General features: G+C 52.8%; 17 protein-coding genes, 1 rRNA gene and 1 riboswitch. Of the genes, 6 read left to right on the forward strand and 12 right to left on the reverse strand.

Annotated features, from left to right (window positions below; genetic code table 11):
• Window positions 1–240, reverse strand: a 16S ribosomal RNA gene (locus tag WH279_RS00065); the annotation flags it as partial.
• Window positions 241–870: 630 nt separating this feature from the next.
• Here WH279_RS00065 and purH point away from each other — a divergent pair.
• Both purH and purD read left to right on the forward strand, forming a co-directional pair.
• Complete coding sequence (gene purH / locus WH279_RS00070) at window positions 871–2,460, forward strand: bifunctional phosphoribosylaminoimidazolecarboxamide formyltransferase/IMP cyclohydrolase (protein WP_339454470.1); 1,590 nt, start codon at window positions 871–873, stop codon at window positions 2,458–2,460.
• A gap of 14 nt (window positions 2,461–2,474) precedes the next feature.
• Complete coding sequence (purD, locus tag WH279_RS00075; RefSeq protein ID WP_339454472.1) at window positions 2,475–3,755, forward strand: phosphoribosylamine--glycine ligase; 1,281 nt, start codon at window positions 2,475–2,477, stop codon at window positions 3,753–3,755.
• A gap of 74 nt (window positions 3,756–3,829) precedes the next feature.
• Here purD and WH279_RS00080 read toward each other — a convergent pair whose 3' ends face one another.
• From WH279_RS00080 to nudC, 7 genes are all read right to left on the reverse strand, one after another.
• On the reverse strand, window positions 3,830–4,456 hold the full coding sequence (locus tag WH279_RS00080) for a DUF1481 domain-containing protein (protein WP_445235204.1): 627 nt from the start codon (window positions 4,454–4,456) through the stop codon (window positions 3,830–3,832).
• 167 nt (window positions 4,457–4,623) lie between these two features.
• Window positions 4,624–4,896 (reverse strand): nucleoid-associated protein HU-alpha, encoded by a 273-nt coding sequence (gene hupA / locus WH279_RS00085; protein ID WP_133846987.1) that lies wholly within the window; start codon window positions 4,894–4,896, stop codon window positions 4,624–4,626.
• A 188-nt stretch (window positions 4,897–5,084) separates the two neighbouring features.
• A complete protein-coding gene (locus tag WH279_RS00090) occupies window positions 5,085–5,675 on the reverse strand; it encodes a YjaG family protein (RefSeq protein WP_133846988.1) in 591 nt (196 codons plus the stop codon).
• A 62-nt stretch (window positions 5,676–5,737) separates the two neighbouring features.
• Window positions 5,738–6,403 (reverse strand): deoxyribonuclease V, encoded by a 666-nt coding sequence (nfi, locus tag WH279_RS00095; RefSeq protein ID WP_200644081.1) that lies wholly within the window; start codon window positions 6,401–6,403, stop codon window positions 5,738–5,740.
• A gap of 17 nt (window positions 6,404–6,420) precedes the next feature.
• The gene (gene hemE, locus WH279_RS00100; RefSeq protein ID WP_200644082.1) at window positions 6,421–7,488 is read right to left on the reverse strand and encodes a uroporphyrinogen decarboxylase; all 1,068 of its coding nucleotides are present in this window, start codon (window positions 7,486–7,488) and stop codon (window positions 6,421–6,423) included.
• Window positions 7,489–7,658: 170 nt separating this feature from the next.
• Window positions 7,659–8,396, reverse strand: a complete 738-nt coding sequence (locus WH279_RS00105) for a bactofilin family protein (RefSeq protein ID WP_339454483.1) — start codon at window positions 8,394–8,396, stop codon at window positions 7,659–7,661.
• 385 nt (window positions 8,397–8,781) lie between these two features.
• Window positions 8,782–9,555, reverse strand: coding sequence for an NAD(+) diphosphatase (gene nudC / locus WH279_RS00110; RefSeq protein WP_339454888.1), 774 nt, complete (start codon window positions 9,553–9,555; stop codon window positions 8,782–8,784).
• A gap of 75 nt (window positions 9,556–9,630) precedes the next feature.
• Between nudC and rsd the strand changes: the two genes are divergently transcribed.
• The 3 genes from rsd to thiE all read left to right on the forward strand — a co-directional run bounded on the left by rsd (window position 9,631) and on the right by thiE (window position 13,022).
• The gene (rsd, locus tag WH279_RS00115; RefSeq protein ID WP_200644084.1) at window positions 9,631–10,137 is read left to right on the forward strand and encodes a sigma D regulator; all 507 of its coding nucleotides are present in this window, start codon (window positions 9,631–9,633) and stop codon (window positions 10,135–10,137) included.
• Between the two features lie 105 nt (window positions 10,138–10,242).
• A riboswitch (TPP riboswitch) is annotated at window positions 10,243–10,341 on the forward strand.
• A 90-nt stretch (window positions 10,342–10,431) separates the two neighbouring features.
• The gene (gene thiC / locus WH279_RS00120) at window positions 10,432–12,381 is read left to right on the forward strand and encodes a phosphomethylpyrimidine synthase ThiC (RefSeq protein ID WP_339454487.1); all 1,950 of its coding nucleotides are present in this window, start codon (window positions 10,432–10,434) and stop codon (window positions 12,379–12,381) included.
• Window positions 12,378–13,022: a thiamine phosphate synthase gene (thiE, locus tag WH279_RS00125; protein WP_339454489.1), complete on the forward strand. Its 645-nt coding sequence runs from the start codon at window positions 12,378–12,380 to the stop codon at window positions 13,020–13,022. Before thiC ends, thiE begins: the two co-directional genes overlap by 4 nt.
• A 207-nt stretch (window positions 13,023–13,229) precedes the next feature.
• On the opposite strand, the gene WH279_RS00130 is transcribed toward thiE, so the two are convergent.
• Window positions 13,230–14,711, reverse strand: a complete 1,482-nt coding sequence (locus tag WH279_RS00130; protein WP_200644086.1) for an aminotransferase-like domain-containing protein — start codon at window positions 14,709–14,711, stop codon at window positions 13,230–13,232.
• A 176-nt stretch (window positions 14,712–14,887) separates the two neighbouring features.
• Here WH279_RS00130 and WH279_RS00135 point away from each other — a divergent pair, with 176 nt between their 5' ends.
• On the forward strand, window positions 14,888–15,076 hold the full coding sequence (locus tag WH279_RS00135) for a DUF1127 domain-containing protein (RefSeq protein WP_133846996.1): 189 nt from the start codon (window positions 14,888–14,890) through the stop codon (window positions 15,074–15,076).
• An 84-nt stretch (window positions 15,077–15,160) separates the two neighbouring features.
• On the opposite strand, the gene uraH is transcribed toward WH279_RS00135, so the two are convergent.
• From uraH to WH279_RS00150, 3 genes are all read right to left on the reverse strand, one after another.
• Window positions 15,161–15,583: a hydroxyisourate hydrolase gene (gene uraH, locus WH279_RS00140; protein ID WP_339454492.1), complete on the reverse strand. Its 423-nt coding sequence runs from the start codon at window positions 15,581–15,583 to the stop codon at window positions 15,161–15,163.
• A 132-nt stretch (window positions 15,584–15,715) separates the two neighbouring features.
• Window positions 15,716–16,777, reverse strand: coding sequence for a DUF1176 domain-containing protein (locus WH279_RS00145; RefSeq protein WP_339454494.1), 1,062 nt, complete (start codon window positions 16,775–16,777; stop codon window positions 15,716–15,718).
• A 101-nt stretch (window positions 16,778–16,878) separates the two neighbouring features.
• Window positions 16,879–17,949: a DUF1176 domain-containing protein gene (locus tag WH279_RS00150; RefSeq protein WP_339454496.1), complete on the reverse strand. Its 1,071-nt coding sequence runs from the start codon at window positions 17,947–17,949 to the stop codon at window positions 16,879–16,881.
• Between the last annotated feature and the right edge of the window lie 20 nt (window positions 17,950–17,969).

The following is a 17,969-nucleotide window of genomic DNA, read 5'->3' on the forward strand; positions in this document are numbered from 1 at the left end:
CACCTGGGCACATCCGATGGTGTGAGGCCCGAAGGTCCCCCACTTTGGTCCGAAGACGTTATGCGGTATTAGCTACCGTTTCCAGTAGTTATCCCCCTCCATCGGGCAGTTTCCCAGGCATTACTCACCCGTCCGCCACTCGTCACCCGGGGAGCAAGCTCCCCTGTGCTACCGTTCGACTTGCATGTGTTAGGCCTGCCGCCAGCGTTCAATCTGAGCCATGATCAAACTCTTCAATTAAAAGTTCGATTTGCTGCAACAAGTGCAGCGATGCTCAAGTGTAAAACGTCATAATGAATTTCATTATGTGTTCACTCTTAAGACTTGATATTTTTTGTCACCCGGAGGTGACTGATATCAATCCTGCGAGTGCCCACACAGATTGTCTGATAAATTGTTAAAGAGCGGTGCAATCAGTGCCGAAGCTTCCTGTTGCGAGGTGGCGTATATTACGCTTTCCTCCTTCGGAGTCAACCTCTTTTTGAGAGATTTTTTCCGGCGGTTCAGATGCTTCCTGAACCTCCTGAGCCGCTGGCCGTAAGCCGTTGTGCCGTCTCAGTGGTTGCGCATTATAGGGAGTTCTCGACAGGTGACAAGGGCTAATTTGCGATAATTTGACTGTTTGCTGCAATCCCCAGCAAAACCCCTGCTTATACCCGCTTATGCACAAACTTATCCACATTCGTCGTGGGACCACAATTTTGACGAGCATCGCGCAATCGTTTTCGCTACAATGCCCGCGCGTAACGGAAGCCCCTTCAGGGGCGTTACATGAACCTTAAACTCTGTTTTCTTCCTATATAGAAGAAAGAGAAAGTCTAAGCTTCATATAACGCTCTTTATATGCGATCCAAAGCCAAGGGATAAATCATGCAACAACGTCGTCCTATACGCCGCGCGCTGCTCAGCGTGTCTGATAAAGCCGGTATCCTCGAATTCGCTCAGGCGCTTTCTCAACGTGGCGTCGAGCTGCTCTCCACCGGCGGCACTGCACGCATGCTGGCAGATGCCGGCCTGCCTGTTACTGAAGTGTCTGACTACACCGGTTTCCCGGAAATGATGGATGGACGCGTCAAAACGCTGCACCCGAAAGTGCATGGTGGCATTTTAGGACGCCGCGGTCAGGATGATGCCATCATGGCCGAACACAGCATCTCCCCGATTGATATGGTTGTCGTAAACCTCTATCCATTTGCCGAAACCGTTGCCCGTGAAGGTTGTTCGCTGGAAGATGCGGTTGAGAACATCGATATCGGTGGCCCAACCATGGTGCGCTCCGCCGCCAAGAACCACAAAGACGTGGCGATTGTGGTCAAGAGCAGTGACTATCAGGCCATTGTTGCCGAACTGGATGCCAACGATAACTCCCTGACGCTGTCCACACGTTTCGATCTGGCGATTAAAGCCTTCGAACACACCGCCGCCTATGACAGCATGATTGCCAACTACTTCGGTAGCCTGGTGCCTGCTTATCACGGTGACACCACCGAGCCTTCCGGCCGCTTCCCCCGTACTCTTAATCTGAACTTCATTAAAAAGCAGGATATGCGTTACGGTGAGAACAGCCATCAGGATGCTGCCTTCTATATAGAAGAGAATGTTAGCGAGGCTTCTGTCGCAACAGCACAGCAGGTCCAGGGTAAGGCACTCTCTTATAACAACATCGCCGATACCGATGCGGCGCTGGAGTGTGTGAAAGAGTTTGATCAACCGGCCTGCGTCATCGTCAAGCATGCTAACCCCTGTGGCGTAGCGGTTGGCGGTTCGATCCTTGATGCCTACGAGCGCGCCTACAAAACTGACCCGACGTCTGCTTTCGGCGGCATTATTGCTTTCAACCGCGAGCTGGACGAAACCACTGCGCAGGCCATTATCAGCCGCCAGTTCGTTGAAGTGATTATCGCCCCTTCTGCGACGGAAGCCGCACTGAAAGTGACTGCCGCGAAACAGAACGTGCGTGTACTGACGTGCGGCCAGTGGCAGCAGCGTCAGGCGGGTCTGGACTTCAAACGTGTTAACGGTGGCTTGTTAGTACAGGATCGTGACCTCGGAATGGTAAACGAAAGCCAGCTGCGCGTGGTTAGCCAGCGTCAGCCTACCGAGCAGGAACTACGTGATGCATTGTTCTGCTGGAAAGTGGCGAAGTTCGTGAAATCCAACGCTATCGTCTATGCACGTGACAATATGACCATCGGCATAGGCGCTGGTCAGATGAGCCGCGTTTACTCCGCCAAAATTGCCGGTATCAAAGCCGCCGATGAAGGTCTGGAAGTCAACGGCTCGTCTATGGCCTCCGATGCATTCTTCCCGTTCCGCGATGGGATCGATGCCGCTGCTGCGGTTGGCATCACCTGCGTGATCCAACCGGGTGGATCGATTCGTGATGATGAAGTGATCGCTGCCGCTGACGAACACGGCATTGCGATGATCTTCACCGACATGCGCCACTTCCGCCATTAATTACGGAGCTTCAGATGAAAATTTTAGTGATTGGTAATGGCGGCCGCGAACATGCGCTGGCATGGAAAGCCGCTCAGTCTCCACTGGCTGATACCGTTTTTGTTGCCCCAGGTAATGCGGGCACTGCGCTGGAGCCTGCGTTACAAAACGTGGCGATCAGCCCGACAGATATTCCTGCCCTGCTGGCTTTTGCCCGCGATGAGAAGATCGATCTGACTATCGTTGGCCCGGAAGCACCGCTGGTCATCGGCGTGGTGGATGCGTTTCGCGCAGCTGGCCTGAAGATCTTTGGCCCAACCCAGGCCGCTGCACAGCTGGAAGGATCTAAAGCGTTCACGAAGGACTTCCTGGCACGCCACAAGATCCCAACCGGCGAATACCAGAACTTTACCGAGGTGGAGCCTGCTCTGGCTTACGTTCGTCTGAAAGGCGCACCGATTGTCATCAAGGCCGATGGTCTGGCGGCAGGTAAAGGTGTGATCGTGGCCATGACGTTGCAGGAAGCCGAAGATGCCATTCAGGATATGCTGGCAGGCAACGCTTTTGGCGATGCGGGTCACCGTATTGTGGTGGAAGAGTTCCTTGACGGCGAAGAAGCCAGCTTTATCGTGATGGTCGATGGCGAGAACGTGCTGCCAATGGCCACCAGCCAGGATCATAAACGCGTTGGTGATGGTGATACCGGCCCGAATACCGGTGGCATGGGCGCTTACTCTCCTGCCCCAGTGGTCACAGATGAAATCCACCAGCGTGTGATGGACGAAGTGATCTGGCCAACCGTGCGCGGAATGGCGGGTGAAGGGAATGTTTATACAGGCTTCCTGTATGCCGGCCTGATGATCGATAAAAGCGGTCAGCCGAAAGTGATCGAATTCAACTGCCGCTTCGGCGATCCAGAAACTCAACCGATCATGCTGCGTCTGCAATCCGATCTGGTCGATCTTTGCCTGGCGGCCGTTGATGGCAAGCTGAATGAAAAAGATTCAGTCTGGGATCCCCGTCCATCACTGGGTGTGGTGCTGGCCGCTGGCGGCTACCCGGGAGATTACGTTAACGGTGAGCAGATCCATGGCCTGCCTCTGGAAGAGGTGGCGGATGGCAAAGTGTTCCATGCTGGTACCACACTGCAGGACGAACTGGTCGTGACCAATGGCGGCCGCGTTCTCTGCGTTACGGCGTTGGGCGAAGACGTTGCTGCTGCACAGAAACGTGCTTATGAGCTTGCCAAACCGATCTCATGGAAAGGGAGCTTCTGTCGTAACGATATCGGTTACCGCGCGATAGACCGTAAATAACGCATCAAAGCGGATCGTCGATCCGCTTTTAACGATTCAGCATCAAGGCGATCAACGATCGCCTTTTTTTATGCTTAAAATCCCTCTTCTTTAGGTTCTGTCTTACAGAGGTCACTGGCAGATATCAATAGCAGCTGCGTGCCTCCCGGAGCCTCCAGCCAGGCGATACTCACTGGCCCGGACGTGTCTCGCTGCTGACGGGCGATACGACCCAGCTCAGTCTGATCCAGCTCAGGGCGCACGGTTTTCCCCTGACAGGTGGTGATTGTGCCATCCTGTTGCCAGCTACCCTGCCTGAGCAAGACATTCCCTGATAGCAGATCATCACTGATTTTTAGCATCCGCTGGGCATCAAACTGATACAGCGCAATCTCATCCGCAGAGAGGGCTTCGCGCCGCCCGGACAACTGGCGTTGCATAAAGCTCAGGCTGCCGTCCTGGTCAAAGCGCAGCGTCACATCGTCAGGCTTATCACCGATAACATGACGTTCTACCGAAATCAGCTTGCCCTGCTGCCAGAGATAGTCGCTGGTTTCCGTAGCGGCACCATTAAACGGGGTATACACCGTCATCAGATGTGAAACCTGCTCGTGCTGGTTCTTACGCCAGATGCGCACCGTACCCCGATCGGCAAGATAGCCGCTGGCGGTAAAGTCCGGCAGATCAGAATGCGAACTGCAGCCTGCTAACAGAATTAGCATGCTAAGAGAGAGTCGTTGGACTACAGAAGTCAGTTTCATGCGAAAAGAGTATCACAACAGCGGTAAAGCAGAAGGCAGTAAAAGGATACAGAATGATCCACGTAGGGAGAGAGATAAACAAAAGGGGCGAATCCGCCCCCCTGTTTAAACTCTTCACCGTCAGACGATTACTTAACAGCGTCTTTCAGTGCTTTACCAGATACAAATGCCGGTACGTTTGCAGCGGCAATTTTGATCTCATTACCAGTCTGCGGGTTGCGGCCAGTACGCTCAGCACGGTGGTTAACTTTAAAAGTACCAAAACCAACCAGTTGTACAGCATCACCGTCTTTCAGAGACTCAGTAATCGCAGCCAGGGTGGATTCCAGAGCAGCTTTAGCCTGGGTCTTAGACAGGTCCGCTTTGTCCGCAATTACATCAATCAGTTGAGTCTTGTTCATAAGTTATCCTTACAGTGTATTTATCGCTTGCTAAGCATCAAGTGCGAGGGAAAAACCAGATTCTGGCACTCTCCTGCATACACGCACCGATAGCCACATTTTTCAGCCCCCCAAATGTAGACCAGACTGGGGGCGAATGTGAAGCCCAAAGGCGCTACAAATCAGGCCTGAAGTCACGTTTTGTCGCCTTACTGCTGAAAATTTATACCGATATTACTAATACCGGATTCACGCAGGTCAGATCGTAACCCTTTTATCAGCTCCAGGTCCCTGTCTTCGCAGGCGGCAAGCAGGCGGAATATCTCCCACTGGATGTCCCATTCCTCTTCAACAGCGGGATTCACCTTCAGCTCTTCTTCGGTCATTTCGCGACCTGCCTGGGTCATTTCCAGCATCGCCACCGTCGTAATTGATGTCTCGCTCACGGCAATAGCATGGACCAGTGTTTCACCGCTCAGACGAGAATGCAGCAACTCGCTGAGCGCAACACAGGCATCAATTGCCGGGTAAACGCCATACAGATCGTAGTCGTCGGCTGAAGGGATCGCTTCTTCCAGTTTTTCCAGTTGGCTGTCAAAGTTCACTTTCGCGTCTTTCACCACCAGAGTTTCCCATAAAAGATCGAGAATACGGCGGTAGAGCTGGCCATCACCAAAACCGGTTTGCTGGCAAAACGCACGGTAGTTGGGCACCATGCGTTCACACAAACAGGCCATAAAAGTAACGTGCTGCCAGCTTTCCAGCTTTTCCAGCCGCAGATGAATCGGGTTACGTAACATATCGGGATCTCAGAATTAATGCACTTGCCGCAGTGTACCTGAAAAGCCACAGGGCAGCACGGTTAACCCCGGGACAGCGCGGTAAAAGCCGCGCGGCGCGAGGCAACAGCATCTGCCCAGCGCGTAGGCTCAGGCAGACGATAGCCCTGCAAACAACGCTGTACCCAGTCAAGTGCTGTTGCATGGCTTACGCGGTGTCCGGGAGAGATAAACAGAGGATTACAACGCGCCTTGCTGCGCAGCACGAAGCCCAGCAGCTCATCGTTGTCCATCAGAGGCTGGCAACTGCCCGGTTCTGCTGCCGGAGGTTCAAATTTCCCACACAGGCGTTTTTTCGCTACGCCAATGGTAGGGACGTCGACCAGCAGGCCAAAGTGGCTGGCCACGCCAAGACGACGGGGATGGGCCACTCCGTGCCCGTCAACGAATAACAGGTCGGGATGATTGGACAGTTGTTGCCACGCCGCTTGCAGAGCGGGGGTTTCACGAAATGACAGGAAACCGGGAATATAGGGCATGGTCGTGGCAACACGCGCCACCTGATGCTCAATAACCTGCAGTGAGGGATATTCCAGAATCACCAGGGCGGCGCGGGTCACCGCACCATCCTGTTCAAAACCGACATCTGCGCCACCAATCAGGCGGGGAGGCATTACATCGAAGTCATCCTGACATCTCACTTCCGCTGCGCGCTGGCGCTGCTCATTACGTAATGCTGCAATATCCATATTTTCCCCCTAACTGATTATTCCTGGTGGTAAGGACGTGAGAGCTTATGCACGGCCTCGACGAACACACCGGCGTTTTCGGGTGGTACATCCTGATGAATACCGTGGCCAAGGTTGAACACATGCCCTTCGCCCTGACCGAAGCCCTCAAGAATGCCCGCCACTTCCTGTTCAATACGTTCGGGAGAGGCGTACAGCATCGACGGGTCCATATTGCCCTGCAACGCGACCTTGTGACCCACACGGCGACGTGCGTCGGCAATATCCGTTGTCCAGTCAAGGCCCAGCGCATCACAGCCTGTTGCAGCCATCGCTTCCAGCCACTGCCCGCCACCTTTCGTGAACAGCGTAACGGGTACACGACGCCCCTCATTTTCATGCAGCAAACCATCAACGATTTTGTGCATGTAGTGGAGCGAGAACTCCAGGTAGTCGCGTCCGGTCAATACGCCGCCCCAGGTGTCAAAAATCATCACTGACTGGGCACCCGCGCGGATCTGCGCATTGAGATACAGCGTGACGCTGTCGGCCAGCTTATCCAGCATCAGATGCAGTGTTTTAGGCTCGGCGTACATCATCTTTTTCAGTTTCGTGAACGCTTTGCTGCTGCCGCCTTCCACCATATAGGTAGCCAGCGTCCACGGACTGCCAGAAAACCCGATCAGCGGCACGTCACCGTTGAGGTTTTTGCGGATGGTACGTACCGCATTCATTACATAACCCAGTTCCTGCTCCGGGTCAGGAACAGGCAATTTTTCAACGTCAGCACGGCAGGTGACAGGTGATGAAAAACGTGGGCCTTCACCTGCTTCAAAATACAACCCCAGTCCCATCGCATCGGGAATGGTCAGGATATCGGAGAACAGGATCGCCGCATCCAGTGCATAACGCCGCAGTGGTTGCAGCGTAACTTCACAGGCCAGTTCCGCGTTTTTACACAGCGACATAAAGTCACCGGCGACAGCGCGAGTTGCTTTGTACTCCGGCAGATAACGTCCGGCCTGACGCATCATCCATACCGGGGTGACATCCACTGGCTGGCGCAGCAACGCGCGCAGATATCGATCGTTCTTCAGTTCACTCATCACGAGACTCTCTCACCATACAGGCTGCTAGTGTAACATTTATTGGAATTGACGATGATTGACCACTCGAAAAATTGAGCTAACTGAGCACGCCCTCCCCTGAATCCAGCGTTAACAGAAACAGGGGAGAAGTTGAAATTCATCGAGATAACAACGATTTTCGCTTACTTTTAATTGCCAACCGCCACATTTTTTCCTGATGAACTATCGATTTTTTCCTGCGTATTTTCAACAGCGGTTAGAGAAGGTGAATGGTCACCCATAGTGACCATCCGTTTTTTTTCTTTCTTCTCCGTCGGCAGCTGTGGCTCTTCAATCTGATGAGAATTTCCTATAAATACGCCACCTTTCTCAATGGAGAACTCGGTGGCAAACACCTCACCTTCGATTCTGCCACGTGACATAATAACGACCGTCTTGGCATAACAGCTTCCTTTCAGCAGACCATTGACCACCAACTTAACGGACTTTACTGTCCCGATGACCTTACCTTCCTTACCAATCTGCGTCACCTTCTGGCTGGTCAGGTCACCTTCTACAAGACCATTGATTGAAATATTATTTTCGTTGGTAATTTCACCCCGTAATACAGTACCCATAGAGATAACGGTTTCTTTCGTATTATTCTCATCATACGAGGGAGAAAGTGGCAGCACATTTTGTTCCAACTTGACCTGTGAAGGTAATTTCTCACTGGACTGAGGCTCTGCCTTGCGATTGAAATTAAACACGTTTTTAATCGTCCTTTTATTGTATAGAAAAGGGATAGCTAGCAGCATAATCAGGCACAGCATCGCACCCTGAGAAATTAATAAGGCCGTTCTTATTGATAGCACAAAGGCAAGGATACTTATGCTCCAGCAAAACCAGATCCCCCACAGATAACATTGTTTTTTCTTCTCAGACATTGTATTCACTCACAACGTACGGAACATCATGCAGAAGACTCAGCTGCTGACGTCAGCATTAAGCTGAAGACGTGATCGAGTCACCTTTATCCAGAAAGCTATTTCTGGAAAGCAGTACCGAATTAAATGAACGCTAACAGAAGAGAACCCCCGTAAGATGAACGGGTGAAATTTTATTATTTTTAAGCATTCTTAATGAAAGCACTCTTGTATCTGATAAGTGGTGCCCTTTATGACATGGGATGATATTTGAATTTCCTGCAGATATAAAGTCGTGGTTGTTTTTTTTTTTTTTATCAATTAATATCACTCCTGATTCACAAAAATGAACCAGGAGAATATGTCGCTAAAAAACCTTTATCAGAAAGAAGGATTAAAAATAGTATTATTCGGCTTCTGCGCGACATATTGCGACGGTGTCTTCAATCAGCCGACGCGCCACCGTTCCTGCCGGAGGTAACTGCGGCAACGCATCGTAACGATACCACCCCGCAGACAACAGTTCTTTAGGGTCAATCTTGATATCACCGCCAGCATAGTCGGCCATAAACGCCATCATCAGTGACTGGGGGAAAGGCCAGGGCTGAGAAGAGACATAGCGCAGATTCTTCACACGAATACTGCTTTCTTCCATCACCTCACGTGCCACCGTTTGCTCAAGGGTTTCGCCCACCTCGACAAAGCCAGCCAGTACCGTGAAAATCCCGTTACGGTGCCGCGTATGCTGTGCCAGCAAAATCTCTTCGCCTTTGCGGATCGCCACGATAATGCAAGGTGCAATTTGCGGATAGTAACGTTGCCGACAATGCCCGCAGAGACACGCCCATTCGGTTTTGCTGTGCTGCATTTCATGGCCGCAGTAGCCACACCAGCGGTGTGAACGATAGAATTCTGATAACTGAATACCGCGTCCGGCAAGTTGGAACAGGCCCGAGTCTTGATCGAGTAACTGGCGTAGCGATCCCATATCCTGGGGGTACATACCGCGGATCAACCATACCTTCTCGCCCTGCCACTCTCCAATCGGCGCCCCTGATCGCCCTGTCAGGCCCAATGAGCCTGCATCACCATGCGGCAATTCACCTTTTGGTAACCAAATTTTATGTTCCTGGCTGACAATCCACCAGCCAGCGTCTACGCTTAAAATTTCCTGTTCCATCATTTTGCTCATCATCCTCAGCTTAAAGACTGGATTGAGGTCAGACGTTAAAATATAACATTCACGGAGTTGAACATGCTTAACCAGTTAGAAGTCCTCACCGCGCGCGTCGGCGGATGCAGTGAGCTGGTAGACTTTTGCCTGCGCTCACGCAAGCAGTTGCTGGTTACCTATTACCAAATGGCTGGCATTAAGCCTAACAAGGAAACGCTGACGACGCTCGATGAAAACGCGCTGGATACATTCTGCCAGCATCTGGTGGACTACCTTTCCACCGGTCATTTCACCGTCTACGAACGTTTTATCAAGGAACTGGAAGGGACCGAGCAACTGGCGAAAGCCTCGTTAATTTACCCCTCTTTAAAAGCCAATACCGATCAGATAATGCAGATTTATGATTCGCATCTGGAAACAGCCATCGATGATGATAACTACGTCGAATTCCAGCGGGCATTGTCAGTGGTCGGTGAAGCGCTGGAGGCTCGATTTACGCTGGAGGATAAATTCATCAAACTGGCTTTAGAAAAAAATGATGATAATCAAAGCGCTGCTAACTCGTGCTCGCTTGCCCGCCCTGCGTGATTCGTTATCAGAATGTGAACTTCTTGTAGTTTCCAAAAAGCCCCTTTATGCTTGAGGGGTTAGGACGAGGCCTGCCTCGCCCCTACGTTGACTGAAAAACCAGTCGATATCTTGTCGGAGTGCCCCAGGGCTGAGACCGTTAATTCGGGATCCGCGGAACCTGATCAGGTTAGTACCTGCGAAGGGAACAAGAGTAAATCAGCTATTACGGTGTGATACCGTACTTTGTCACATCGTTCTCATTACTCCCGCCTCCAGGCAAGCAAACTTCCGTCTTATTATCAGGAACTTGCTATGTCTACCGTTGAAAAACCTTTCATTGAGAAAAAAACCAGCCGCCGGGAACAGCGTGCAGAAGCACAACAGTTTATCGACTCCCTGCAGGGCACTGCCTTCCCCAACTCAAAACGCATTTATCTGACCGGCTCGCAGCCGGATATCCGTGTGCCGATGCGCGAAATCCAACTGAGCCCGTCCACCGTGGGCGGTAGCAAAGACGAACCCGTGCTGGAAGCGAATGAACCGATACCGGTCTACGATACAGCGGGTCCCTACGGCGATCCGGCGGCGTCGATTGATGTTCACAAGGGGCTGAATCCTTTGCGCAGCAACTGGATCATTAAACGGGGTGATACCGAACAGATCGCTGAACTTAGCTCTACCTACACCCAGCAACGCCTGGCAGATGAAGGGCTGGACGCTCTGCGCTTTGATAATTTGCCACGTCCGCGCCGGGCGCTGGACGGCCACTGTGTGACTCAGATGCACTATGCCCGGCTGGGCGTGATCACCCCGGAAATGGAATACATTGCCCTGCGCGAAAATATGGGACGCGAGCGTATTCGCGGTGAGGTGCTGCTGCAACAGCATCCTGGTCACAGTTTTGGTGCACAGCTGCCTGACAATATCACTGCTGAGTTCGTTCGCCAGGAGGTTGCGGCAGGACGCGCGATTATCCCGGCCAATATTAATCACCCGGAATCGGAGCCGATGATTATCGGTCGCAACTTTCTGGTGAAAATTAACGCCAATATCGGCAATTCCGCGGTCAGCTCTTCCATCGAAGAAGAGGTGGAAAAACTGGTGTGGTCAGCCCGCTGGGGGGCAGATACGGTGATGGACCTTTCCACCGGGCGTTACATTCACGAAACCCGCGAGTGGATCCTGCGTAACAGCCCGGTACCGATTGGCACGGTGCCCATCTATCAGGCGCTGGAAAAAGTGAACGGTGTGGCAGAAGATCTCAACTGGGAAATTTTTCGCGATACGCTGCTGGAACAAGCTGAACAGGGCGTTGATTACTTTACTATTCATGCCGGTGTGCTGCTACGCTATGTGCCGATGACCGCGAAACGCCTGACCGGTATCGTTTCGCGCGGGGGGGCAATCATGGCGAAATGGTGCCTGTCACACCATAAAGAGAGTTTCCTCTATCAGCATTTCCGCGACATCTGTGAAATCTGCGCCGCCTACGATGTTTCACTGTCGCTGGGCGATGGCCTGCGCCCGGGCTCCATTCAGGATGCCAACGATGAAGCGCAGTTCGCAGAACTACGCACGTTGGGCGAACTGACCAAAATTGCCTGGGAATATGACGTCCAGGTGATGATTGAAGGCCCGGGACATGTGCCCATGCAGATGATCCGCTTCAATATGACGGAACAGCTTGAGCACTGCCACGAAGCCCCGTTTTATACCCTTGGCCCGCTGACCACCGATATTGCACCAGGCTACGATCACTTTACTTCCGGTATTGGTGCCGCCATGATCGGCTGGTTTGGCTGCGCGATGTTGTGTTACGTGACGCCCAAAGAACACCTCGGCCTGCCGAATAAAGAAGATGTCAAACAGGGGCTGATTACCTATAAAATCGCAGCCCATGCCGCCGACCTGGCTAAAGGCCATCCCGGGGCACAGATTCGTGATAACGCCATGTCGAAAGCGCGTTTCGAATTCCGCTGGGAAGATCAGTTTAATCTCGCCCTCGATCCGCACACTGCCCGTGCTTATCACGACGAAACCCTGCCGCAGGAATCCGGCAAAGTGGCACACTTCTGCTCAATGTGTGGGCCAAAATTCTGTTCAATGAAGATCACCCAGGAAGTGCGTGAATACGCAGCACGGCAGGAGGCCGAAGCCCGGCCGATCGAAATAGGTATGGCACAGATGTCTGACGAGTTTCGTCGCCGTGGCGGTGAACGGTATCATCGCGCTGACACCCTGAAATCAGAGGAACAACTATGAGTCGTGGAGCTTTCCCCCCAACTGATGCCAGATTGGGGCTTTATCCGGTGGTCAATACGGTGGAGTGGATTGAACGCCTGCTTGATGCGGGCGTACGTACACTGCAGCTGCGCATTAAAGACTGTGCTGAGCATGAAGTTGAACAACAGATCGTTGATGCCATTGCCCTGGGTAAACACTATCAAGCCCGCCTGTTTATTAATGACTACTGGCGCCTGGCGATAAAACATCAGGCTTACGGCGTCCATCTGGGTCAGGAAGATCTGGATGTTGCCGATCTGGATGCCATTCATGCTGCCGGGCTGCGCCTGGGTCTTTCAACCCATGACGATGCCGAACTGGATCGCGCGCTGGCCGAACAACCTTCCTATATTGCCCTGGGGCACGTATTCCCTACCCAGACAAAAGCCATGCCCTCTGATCCGCAGGGACTGGAAGAGTTAACGCGCCACATACAGCGACTGAAGGGGATTTCTACCGTGGCCATCGGCGGGATCAGCCTGGAACGCGTTCCTCAGGTTCTGGCCACCGGGGTGGGCAGTATAGCGGTGGTGAGCGCGATTACAAAAGCCAGCGACTGGCGTGCAGCGACCCACCAGCTACTGGACCTGCTGGAGCCACAAAGCACGTCACATTCCTGATCACCATGACAAAGTATCGGTAAAAAACGTTCGGGCAGGTGCTCGGCACGTTCGAATCTCAGGGCGTGTTTCGCAATAAAATGCAATCTGCTGCAACACGGAAAAACAGGGCTGAAGACATTACGCAGCCTTGTTTATTCGCGCTTTTATCAGGAATGGCAGCCGCTATAGTGGCAGTGCGGATGGCAATCCTGCCACTCGCCAGGGTCAGTAGTTTTCCTTCTCACTGACCCTGCCTTCACCCTCTTCTTGTACCCGCGAGGATACCGGTGCACATGCCAGCATCGCCCGCTCTACCGCCTTACCCAGCACCTCCAGAGCACGTTCAGTTTTATCGGTAAACGACTGCGCATAGCTGAGGCGCAGGCAGTTGCGGTATTTACCTGATGCGGAGAACAGCGACCCGACAGCAATCTGAATATGGGAAGCACGTAGATCCTGGTTCAGGCGCAACGCATCAAAAGGTTCTGGCAGTTCGACCCAAATAAGAAATCCCCCCTGGGGACGAGTCACGCAGATCCCACAGGGGAAGTGATGTCGCACCCGCCGGGTAAAGGTCTCCAGGCTACGCTGATAGTAACTGCGCATACGCCGCAGATGAGGCTGGTAATACCCCTGGCGAATAAAAGCGGCGACCGCCATCTGTGTCTGAGTGGCCGTTGAACCGGTGCTGATATATTTCATATGCAAAACACGATCAAAATAACGCCCCGGCACTACCCACCCCACCCGCAGGCCAGGCGCCAGCGTTTTAGAAAATGAGCTACACAGCAGAACACGGCCATCCATATCCAGCGACTTAATGGTGACCGGACGAGGATAGTCAAAAGCGAGTTCACCATAAACATCATCTTCAATGATCGCGGCATCAAAGCGCTGCGCCAGCGTCAGCAATGCCTGCTTACGCTGCGTTGGCATCACAAACCCCAGCGGGTTATTGCAGTTTGGCACCACCACCACGGCATTAATCGGCCATTGCTCAAACGCCAGCTCCAGCGCTTCCAGACTGATGCCGGTAACGGAATCCGTAGGGATTTCGATAGCGCGGATCCCAAAACCGCGCAGGGTTTGCATGGTGCCGTGAAAGGCCGGTGACTCTACAGCAATAATATCCCCCGGCTGGCATACCGCTCTGATCGACACCGACAGTGCTTCATGGCAACCCGTGGTAATCACAATGTCGTCGGCGGTGACCTGACAGCCGCTGTCGATCATCAGGCGTGCGACCTGCTCACGCAGTTCCGGCACGCCATACAGATTATCGTAACTCAACAGTCGTGGGTCCTGCTGCTGCCCAAGGCGACTGATAATTTTCCATAGCGGCTTGAGCGTAGGAGAATCAATATTCGGCATACCGCTACCGAGCTGAAGCATATTGTCATCCAGTCGGGCATTGAGCAGATCCATCACCGCATCCCACTGGGTGATCTCCACCGGGCGCTGAACCGGACGAGTGATCGGCGGCAGCGGTGGTGCCGCCTTGCGTGGGGTGACAAAGTAGCCGGACCTGGGCTGCGGCGTAATCAGCTGTTTCTCTTCCAGCAGATAGTAAGCCTGCTGAACCGTGCTGATGCTGACGCCATGTTCGCCACTGAGTGAACGTACGGATGGCAATCGCTCGCCGGCCTGATACAACCCTTGCTCAATACGTTGAGCCAGCAGTTCTGCCAGCCGTTGATAACGTGTCATCGTATGCTCCCCTCCCACTCTATTTTGGATAAACCAGTACAGATAGCGGTAATAATCACCATTCAGTCACACTATCTCGCAATCTGTATGTCAATAAAAGGTGTTTTTTGCATCTGTATCATAACGGTGTTTATCGACAAAATAGTCGTCATACCCAAGGTGATGAGGAGGCAGTGATGGAGTTTGAAGAGAACAGAGCAGCGAAACCTTTTAGCTGGACGCTGATTAACGCAATCTTTCTTATGCCTTATCATCGCTGGCAGGCAAGACGTATACGTTCCTGCACCCGCAAGATTCTGTCGCGTCTGAGTGATGCGCAACTGAAGGATATCGGACTGACCTGTGAGGATGTCCGCAACTTATAGTGATGTGGCCTGGGTCGAAGGATGTACCCGAGGGCAACGCGGACGTTCCACTGCGTTGCCCTTTTTTTATGCTCTGACGAACGATCAGTTACCGCGATAGGTAGAGTAGCCGTACTGGCTGAGCAGCAAAGGAATGTGGTAATGGCTGTCGCTGTTTTCCACATGGAAAATCACCGGGATTTCCGGGAAGAAAGTCGGCTGCTTTTGCTGTTTGTAGTAATCACCGGTTTTGAAGACCACTTTGTAGTCACCCGCAGCCATCGTTTTCCCAGCCGGATAGAGCGCCGGGATACGTCCGTTTTTATCCGTGACGCCAGAAGCCAGTTTCACCCACCCCTGCTTTTGCTGCTGTTCGAGTTCAACCGTCACACCGGAGGTCGGTACACCGGTCTGCAGGTTAAGCACGTGCACGCTCAGCGGATTCTTCATCCCTTCATCACCGGCAGCCAGTAGAGGCAGAGAAGTACTGACCAGGCTGGTCAGTACCAGGGCTTTAACAATCTTCATGTCGGACTCCTTAGGATTAATGTCGGCATGAAGATAACAGCAGTCACCCTTAACCACGATTTTGCTGAGGAAAATATGAAATTTCCCAGAGGGCCAGGGATGTGAAAGGCTGATACCCACCACGTTAATCCCCTACTCTTTACCTTCCGTTACCCAGACAGAGGGCCAGTCAGCCGGTTGACCGCCGTTGCAGCCAGGTTGATTTTTAAAGCGTGCCAGGTGGAATGTCTTGCCGTCATAGATCCAGCCACCATTACTACCACACTCGGCGGCCTCATTACCCCGATCGGAGAAATAGAGATGGCCGACGGCTGAATCATATCCGCCTTGGGCAAACATCGTTTCCTGCATCGGCTTGCCGTCAGTGCCGTTTAGCGGCAGCGGCAGCGTCAGCCGCCGTGTGTCTTTCGGTTTATCACGTGCACTGATGAACACGACATTTAATGTTTTAAAGTCCCCCGGACCACAGTTGACCATGACCAGCGCCTGCGTGTCGTTCAGCGGTTCAGCATAGCTGCGTGCGCGAGTATCATCATCCTGAGGGCACTGCAGTTGATTCAGCAGGTTGCCATTGGCAGCAATTGCTCCGTCAACCAGTGCGGCAGGATCGGTCAGAGGCACGACGGCAGGAACCGGGAAGTTCAGTGCCACAAGTGCGGGTCGGGGCAGAACGGCTGAAGAGGGCTTGTTGCCCACCCTCAGCAAGGCTGTCTGGTTATCCAGACGTCCCTGTCGTTCATCCACCAACAGCAGCGCGGCAGTCAGCCCCTCCAGAGAAACGCTTTCCGGTCCGGCAGTAAAGGCCATCGTCTGCGCATCCTTGGCCTGCTTCACCCACGCCTGGATCACCGCCAATTGATCGCTGCTGCCCACAACGTGCTCATCACTGCTCTGTGGTGTGGCAATCTGGATATCTGAAGACCAGGCCTGACCATCCAGCCAGATCCCGTCTGCTTTCAATGCTGTCCACTGCTGGAAGCTGATCGAAGGCTGTGCCTCCGCACCCGCCTGACGTTTAAGAATGATACGTAGCGTCTTGTCAGTGTTGCGCACATCACAGTCATTCACGTTGTTACAGGTGACCTGCCAGTTTTTAAAGACCTTCTGTACCGGCGCATTAACCCACTCTTCTGCATGAACTCCCGTACTTAAACCCAGTAGCATGAGCGCCATCAACATCTTGTTATTATTCATTATTACTCTCTGAATTAATTAAAAAAAGCCGAAGCGAGGTTTTACTCTCGCCCTCAGGCTGCTGCTGATGGCGCTAACCAGAGCATCCCCTTCCCGCAGGGTTACTCAGTTCCTGCCGTTGCCCAGACGGATGGCCAGTCTCCCGGCTCACCACCATTGCAACTCTGCTGATTGTTGTAATGTGTCAGATGGAATGTCTTACCATCATATTTCCAACCGCCATTATCTCCACAGTCAGCAATACCCCGCCCGCGCCCGGAATAATACAGCTCACCCGTTTGCGGATCGTAGGTTGCTTCAGTAAACCAGCTCATCACCCTGGGTTTGCCGTCTTCATCATTGCCGGGTAATGGCAGAGTCAGCTGCTTTGAGTCCTGGGGATTATTGCGCTCACTGATAAACAGCATACTGGAAGACTGATAAGCTCCCAGACCACAATTGACCAGCACCAGCGCCTGCTTGTCATTCAGTGGCTGCGCTTCACTGCGCTCACGTGCTTCTTTGTCCGGCTCACAGCTCTCTTTTGCCAGCAGCTTACTATTAGCGGCAATGGCACCATCGATAAGCGCAGCCTCATTGGTTAACGGCACGACCTTTGGCACCTGGAAGTTAAATACCGCGGGGGCAGGACGCGCGGGTACCATCGATGGTTCATTGTTGCCCACTTTCAGCAATGCCGTCTGATTTCCCAGACGCCCCTGTCGTTCGTCCACCAGCAGCAGTGCCGCATTGAGCCCGCCGAGGGAGGCAGCTTCAGAATCGGGTGTACCGGGTGTGAGCGCAATGGTCATGGCATTTTTAGTGGCCTGAACCCACTGCTGTACATCAGCCAGTTTTTCACTGCCGCCCGCGCTATAGTCATCACTGATTTTTGACGGTGAAATCTCAATGTTGGAATGCCAGGGTTTGCCATCCAGCCAGATCCCTGTTGGTTTCTGATCGCCCCATTGCTGAAAATTGAGGGAAGGCTGAGACTCTGCACCAGCCTTACGCTTGATGATAATCCGCAATACCTCATCGGTATTACGCACCTCACAGTCATTGAGATTGTTGCACGTCACCTGCCAGTTTTTAAACGTCTTTTGCACCGGGGTGTTAACCCACTCTTCTGCCTGAGTACCCGCGCTTAACCCCAGCAGTACCAGCGCCATCACGACCTTTTTATTTTGCATTTTTTGTCCATGTGATTTTG

The sequence above is a fragment of the Erwinia sp. MYb375 genome (genome assembly GCF_037479175.1).
Taxonomy (GTDB): Bacteria; Pseudomonadota; Gammaproteobacteria; order Enterobacterales; family Enterobacteriaceae; genus Erwinia; species Erwinia rhapontici.

What these genes read in the sequence shown, in the direction of transcription:
- purH (WP_339454470.1), top strand. Translation starts at nt 871, where the DNA reads ATGCAACAACGTCGTCCTATACGCCGCGCGCTGCTCAGCGTGTCTGAT.
- purD (WP_339454472.1), top strand. Translation starts at nt 2,475, where the DNA reads ATGAAAATTTTAGTGATTGGTAATGGCGGCCGCGAACATGCGCTGGCA.
- WH279_RS00080 (WP_445235204.1), bottom strand. Translation starts at nt 4,456, where the DNA reads ATGCTAATTCTGTTAGCAGGCTGCAGTTCGCATTCTGATCTGCCGGAC.
- hupA (WP_133846987.1), bottom strand. Translation starts at nt 4,896, where the DNA reads ATGAACAAGACTCAACTGATTGATGTAATTGCGGACAAAGCGGACCTG.
- WH279_RS00090 (WP_133846988.1), bottom strand. Translation starts at nt 5,675, where the DNA reads ATGTTACGTAACCCGATTCATCTGCGGCTGGAAAAGCTGGAAAGCTGG.
- nfi (WP_200644081.1), bottom strand. Translation starts at nt 6,403, where the DNA reads ATGGATATTGCAGCATTACGTAATGAGCAGCGCCAGCGCGCAGCGGAA.
- hemE (WP_200644082.1), bottom strand. Translation starts at nt 7,488, where the DNA reads ATGAGTGAACTGAAGAACGATCGATATCTGCGCGCGTTGCTGCGCCAG.
- WH279_RS00105 (WP_339454483.1), bottom strand. Translation starts at nt 8,396, where the DNA reads ATGTCTGAGAAGAAAAAACAATGTTATCTGTGGGGGATCTGGTTTTGC.
- nudC (WP_339454888.1), bottom strand. Translation starts at nt 9,555, where the DNA reads ATGGAACAGGAAATTTTAAGCGTAGACGCTGGCTGGTGGATTGTCAGC.
- rsd (WP_200644084.1), top strand. Translation starts at nt 9,631, where the DNA reads ATGCTTAACCAGTTAGAAGTCCTCACCGCGCGCGTCGGCGGATGCAGT.
- thiC (WP_339454487.1), top strand. Translation starts at nt 10,432, where the DNA reads ATGTCTACCGTTGAAAAACCTTTCATTGAGAAAAAAACCAGCCGCCGG.
- thiE (WP_339454489.1), top strand. Translation starts at nt 12,378, where the DNA reads ATGAGTCGTGGAGCTTTCCCCCCAACTGATGCCAGATTGGGGCTTTAT.
- WH279_RS00130 (WP_200644086.1), bottom strand. Translation starts at nt 14,711, where the DNA reads ATGACACGTTATCAACGGCTGGCAGAACTGCTGGCTCAACGTATTGAG.
- WH279_RS00135 (WP_133846996.1), top strand. Translation starts at nt 14,888, where the DNA reads ATGGAGTTTGAAGAGAACAGAGCAGCGAAACCTTTTAGCTGGACGCTG.
- uraH (WP_339454492.1), bottom strand. Translation starts at nt 15,583, where the DNA reads ATGAAGATTGTTAAAGCCCTGGTACTGACCAGCCTGGTCAGTACTTCT.
- WH279_RS00145 (WP_339454494.1), bottom strand. Translation starts at nt 16,777, where the DNA reads ATGAATAATAACAAGATGTTGATGGCGCTCATGCTACTGGGTTTAAGT.
- WH279_RS00150 (WP_339454496.1), bottom strand. Translation starts at nt 17,949, where the DNA reads ATGCAAAATAAAAAGGTCGTGATGGCGCTGGTACTGCTGGGGTTAAGC.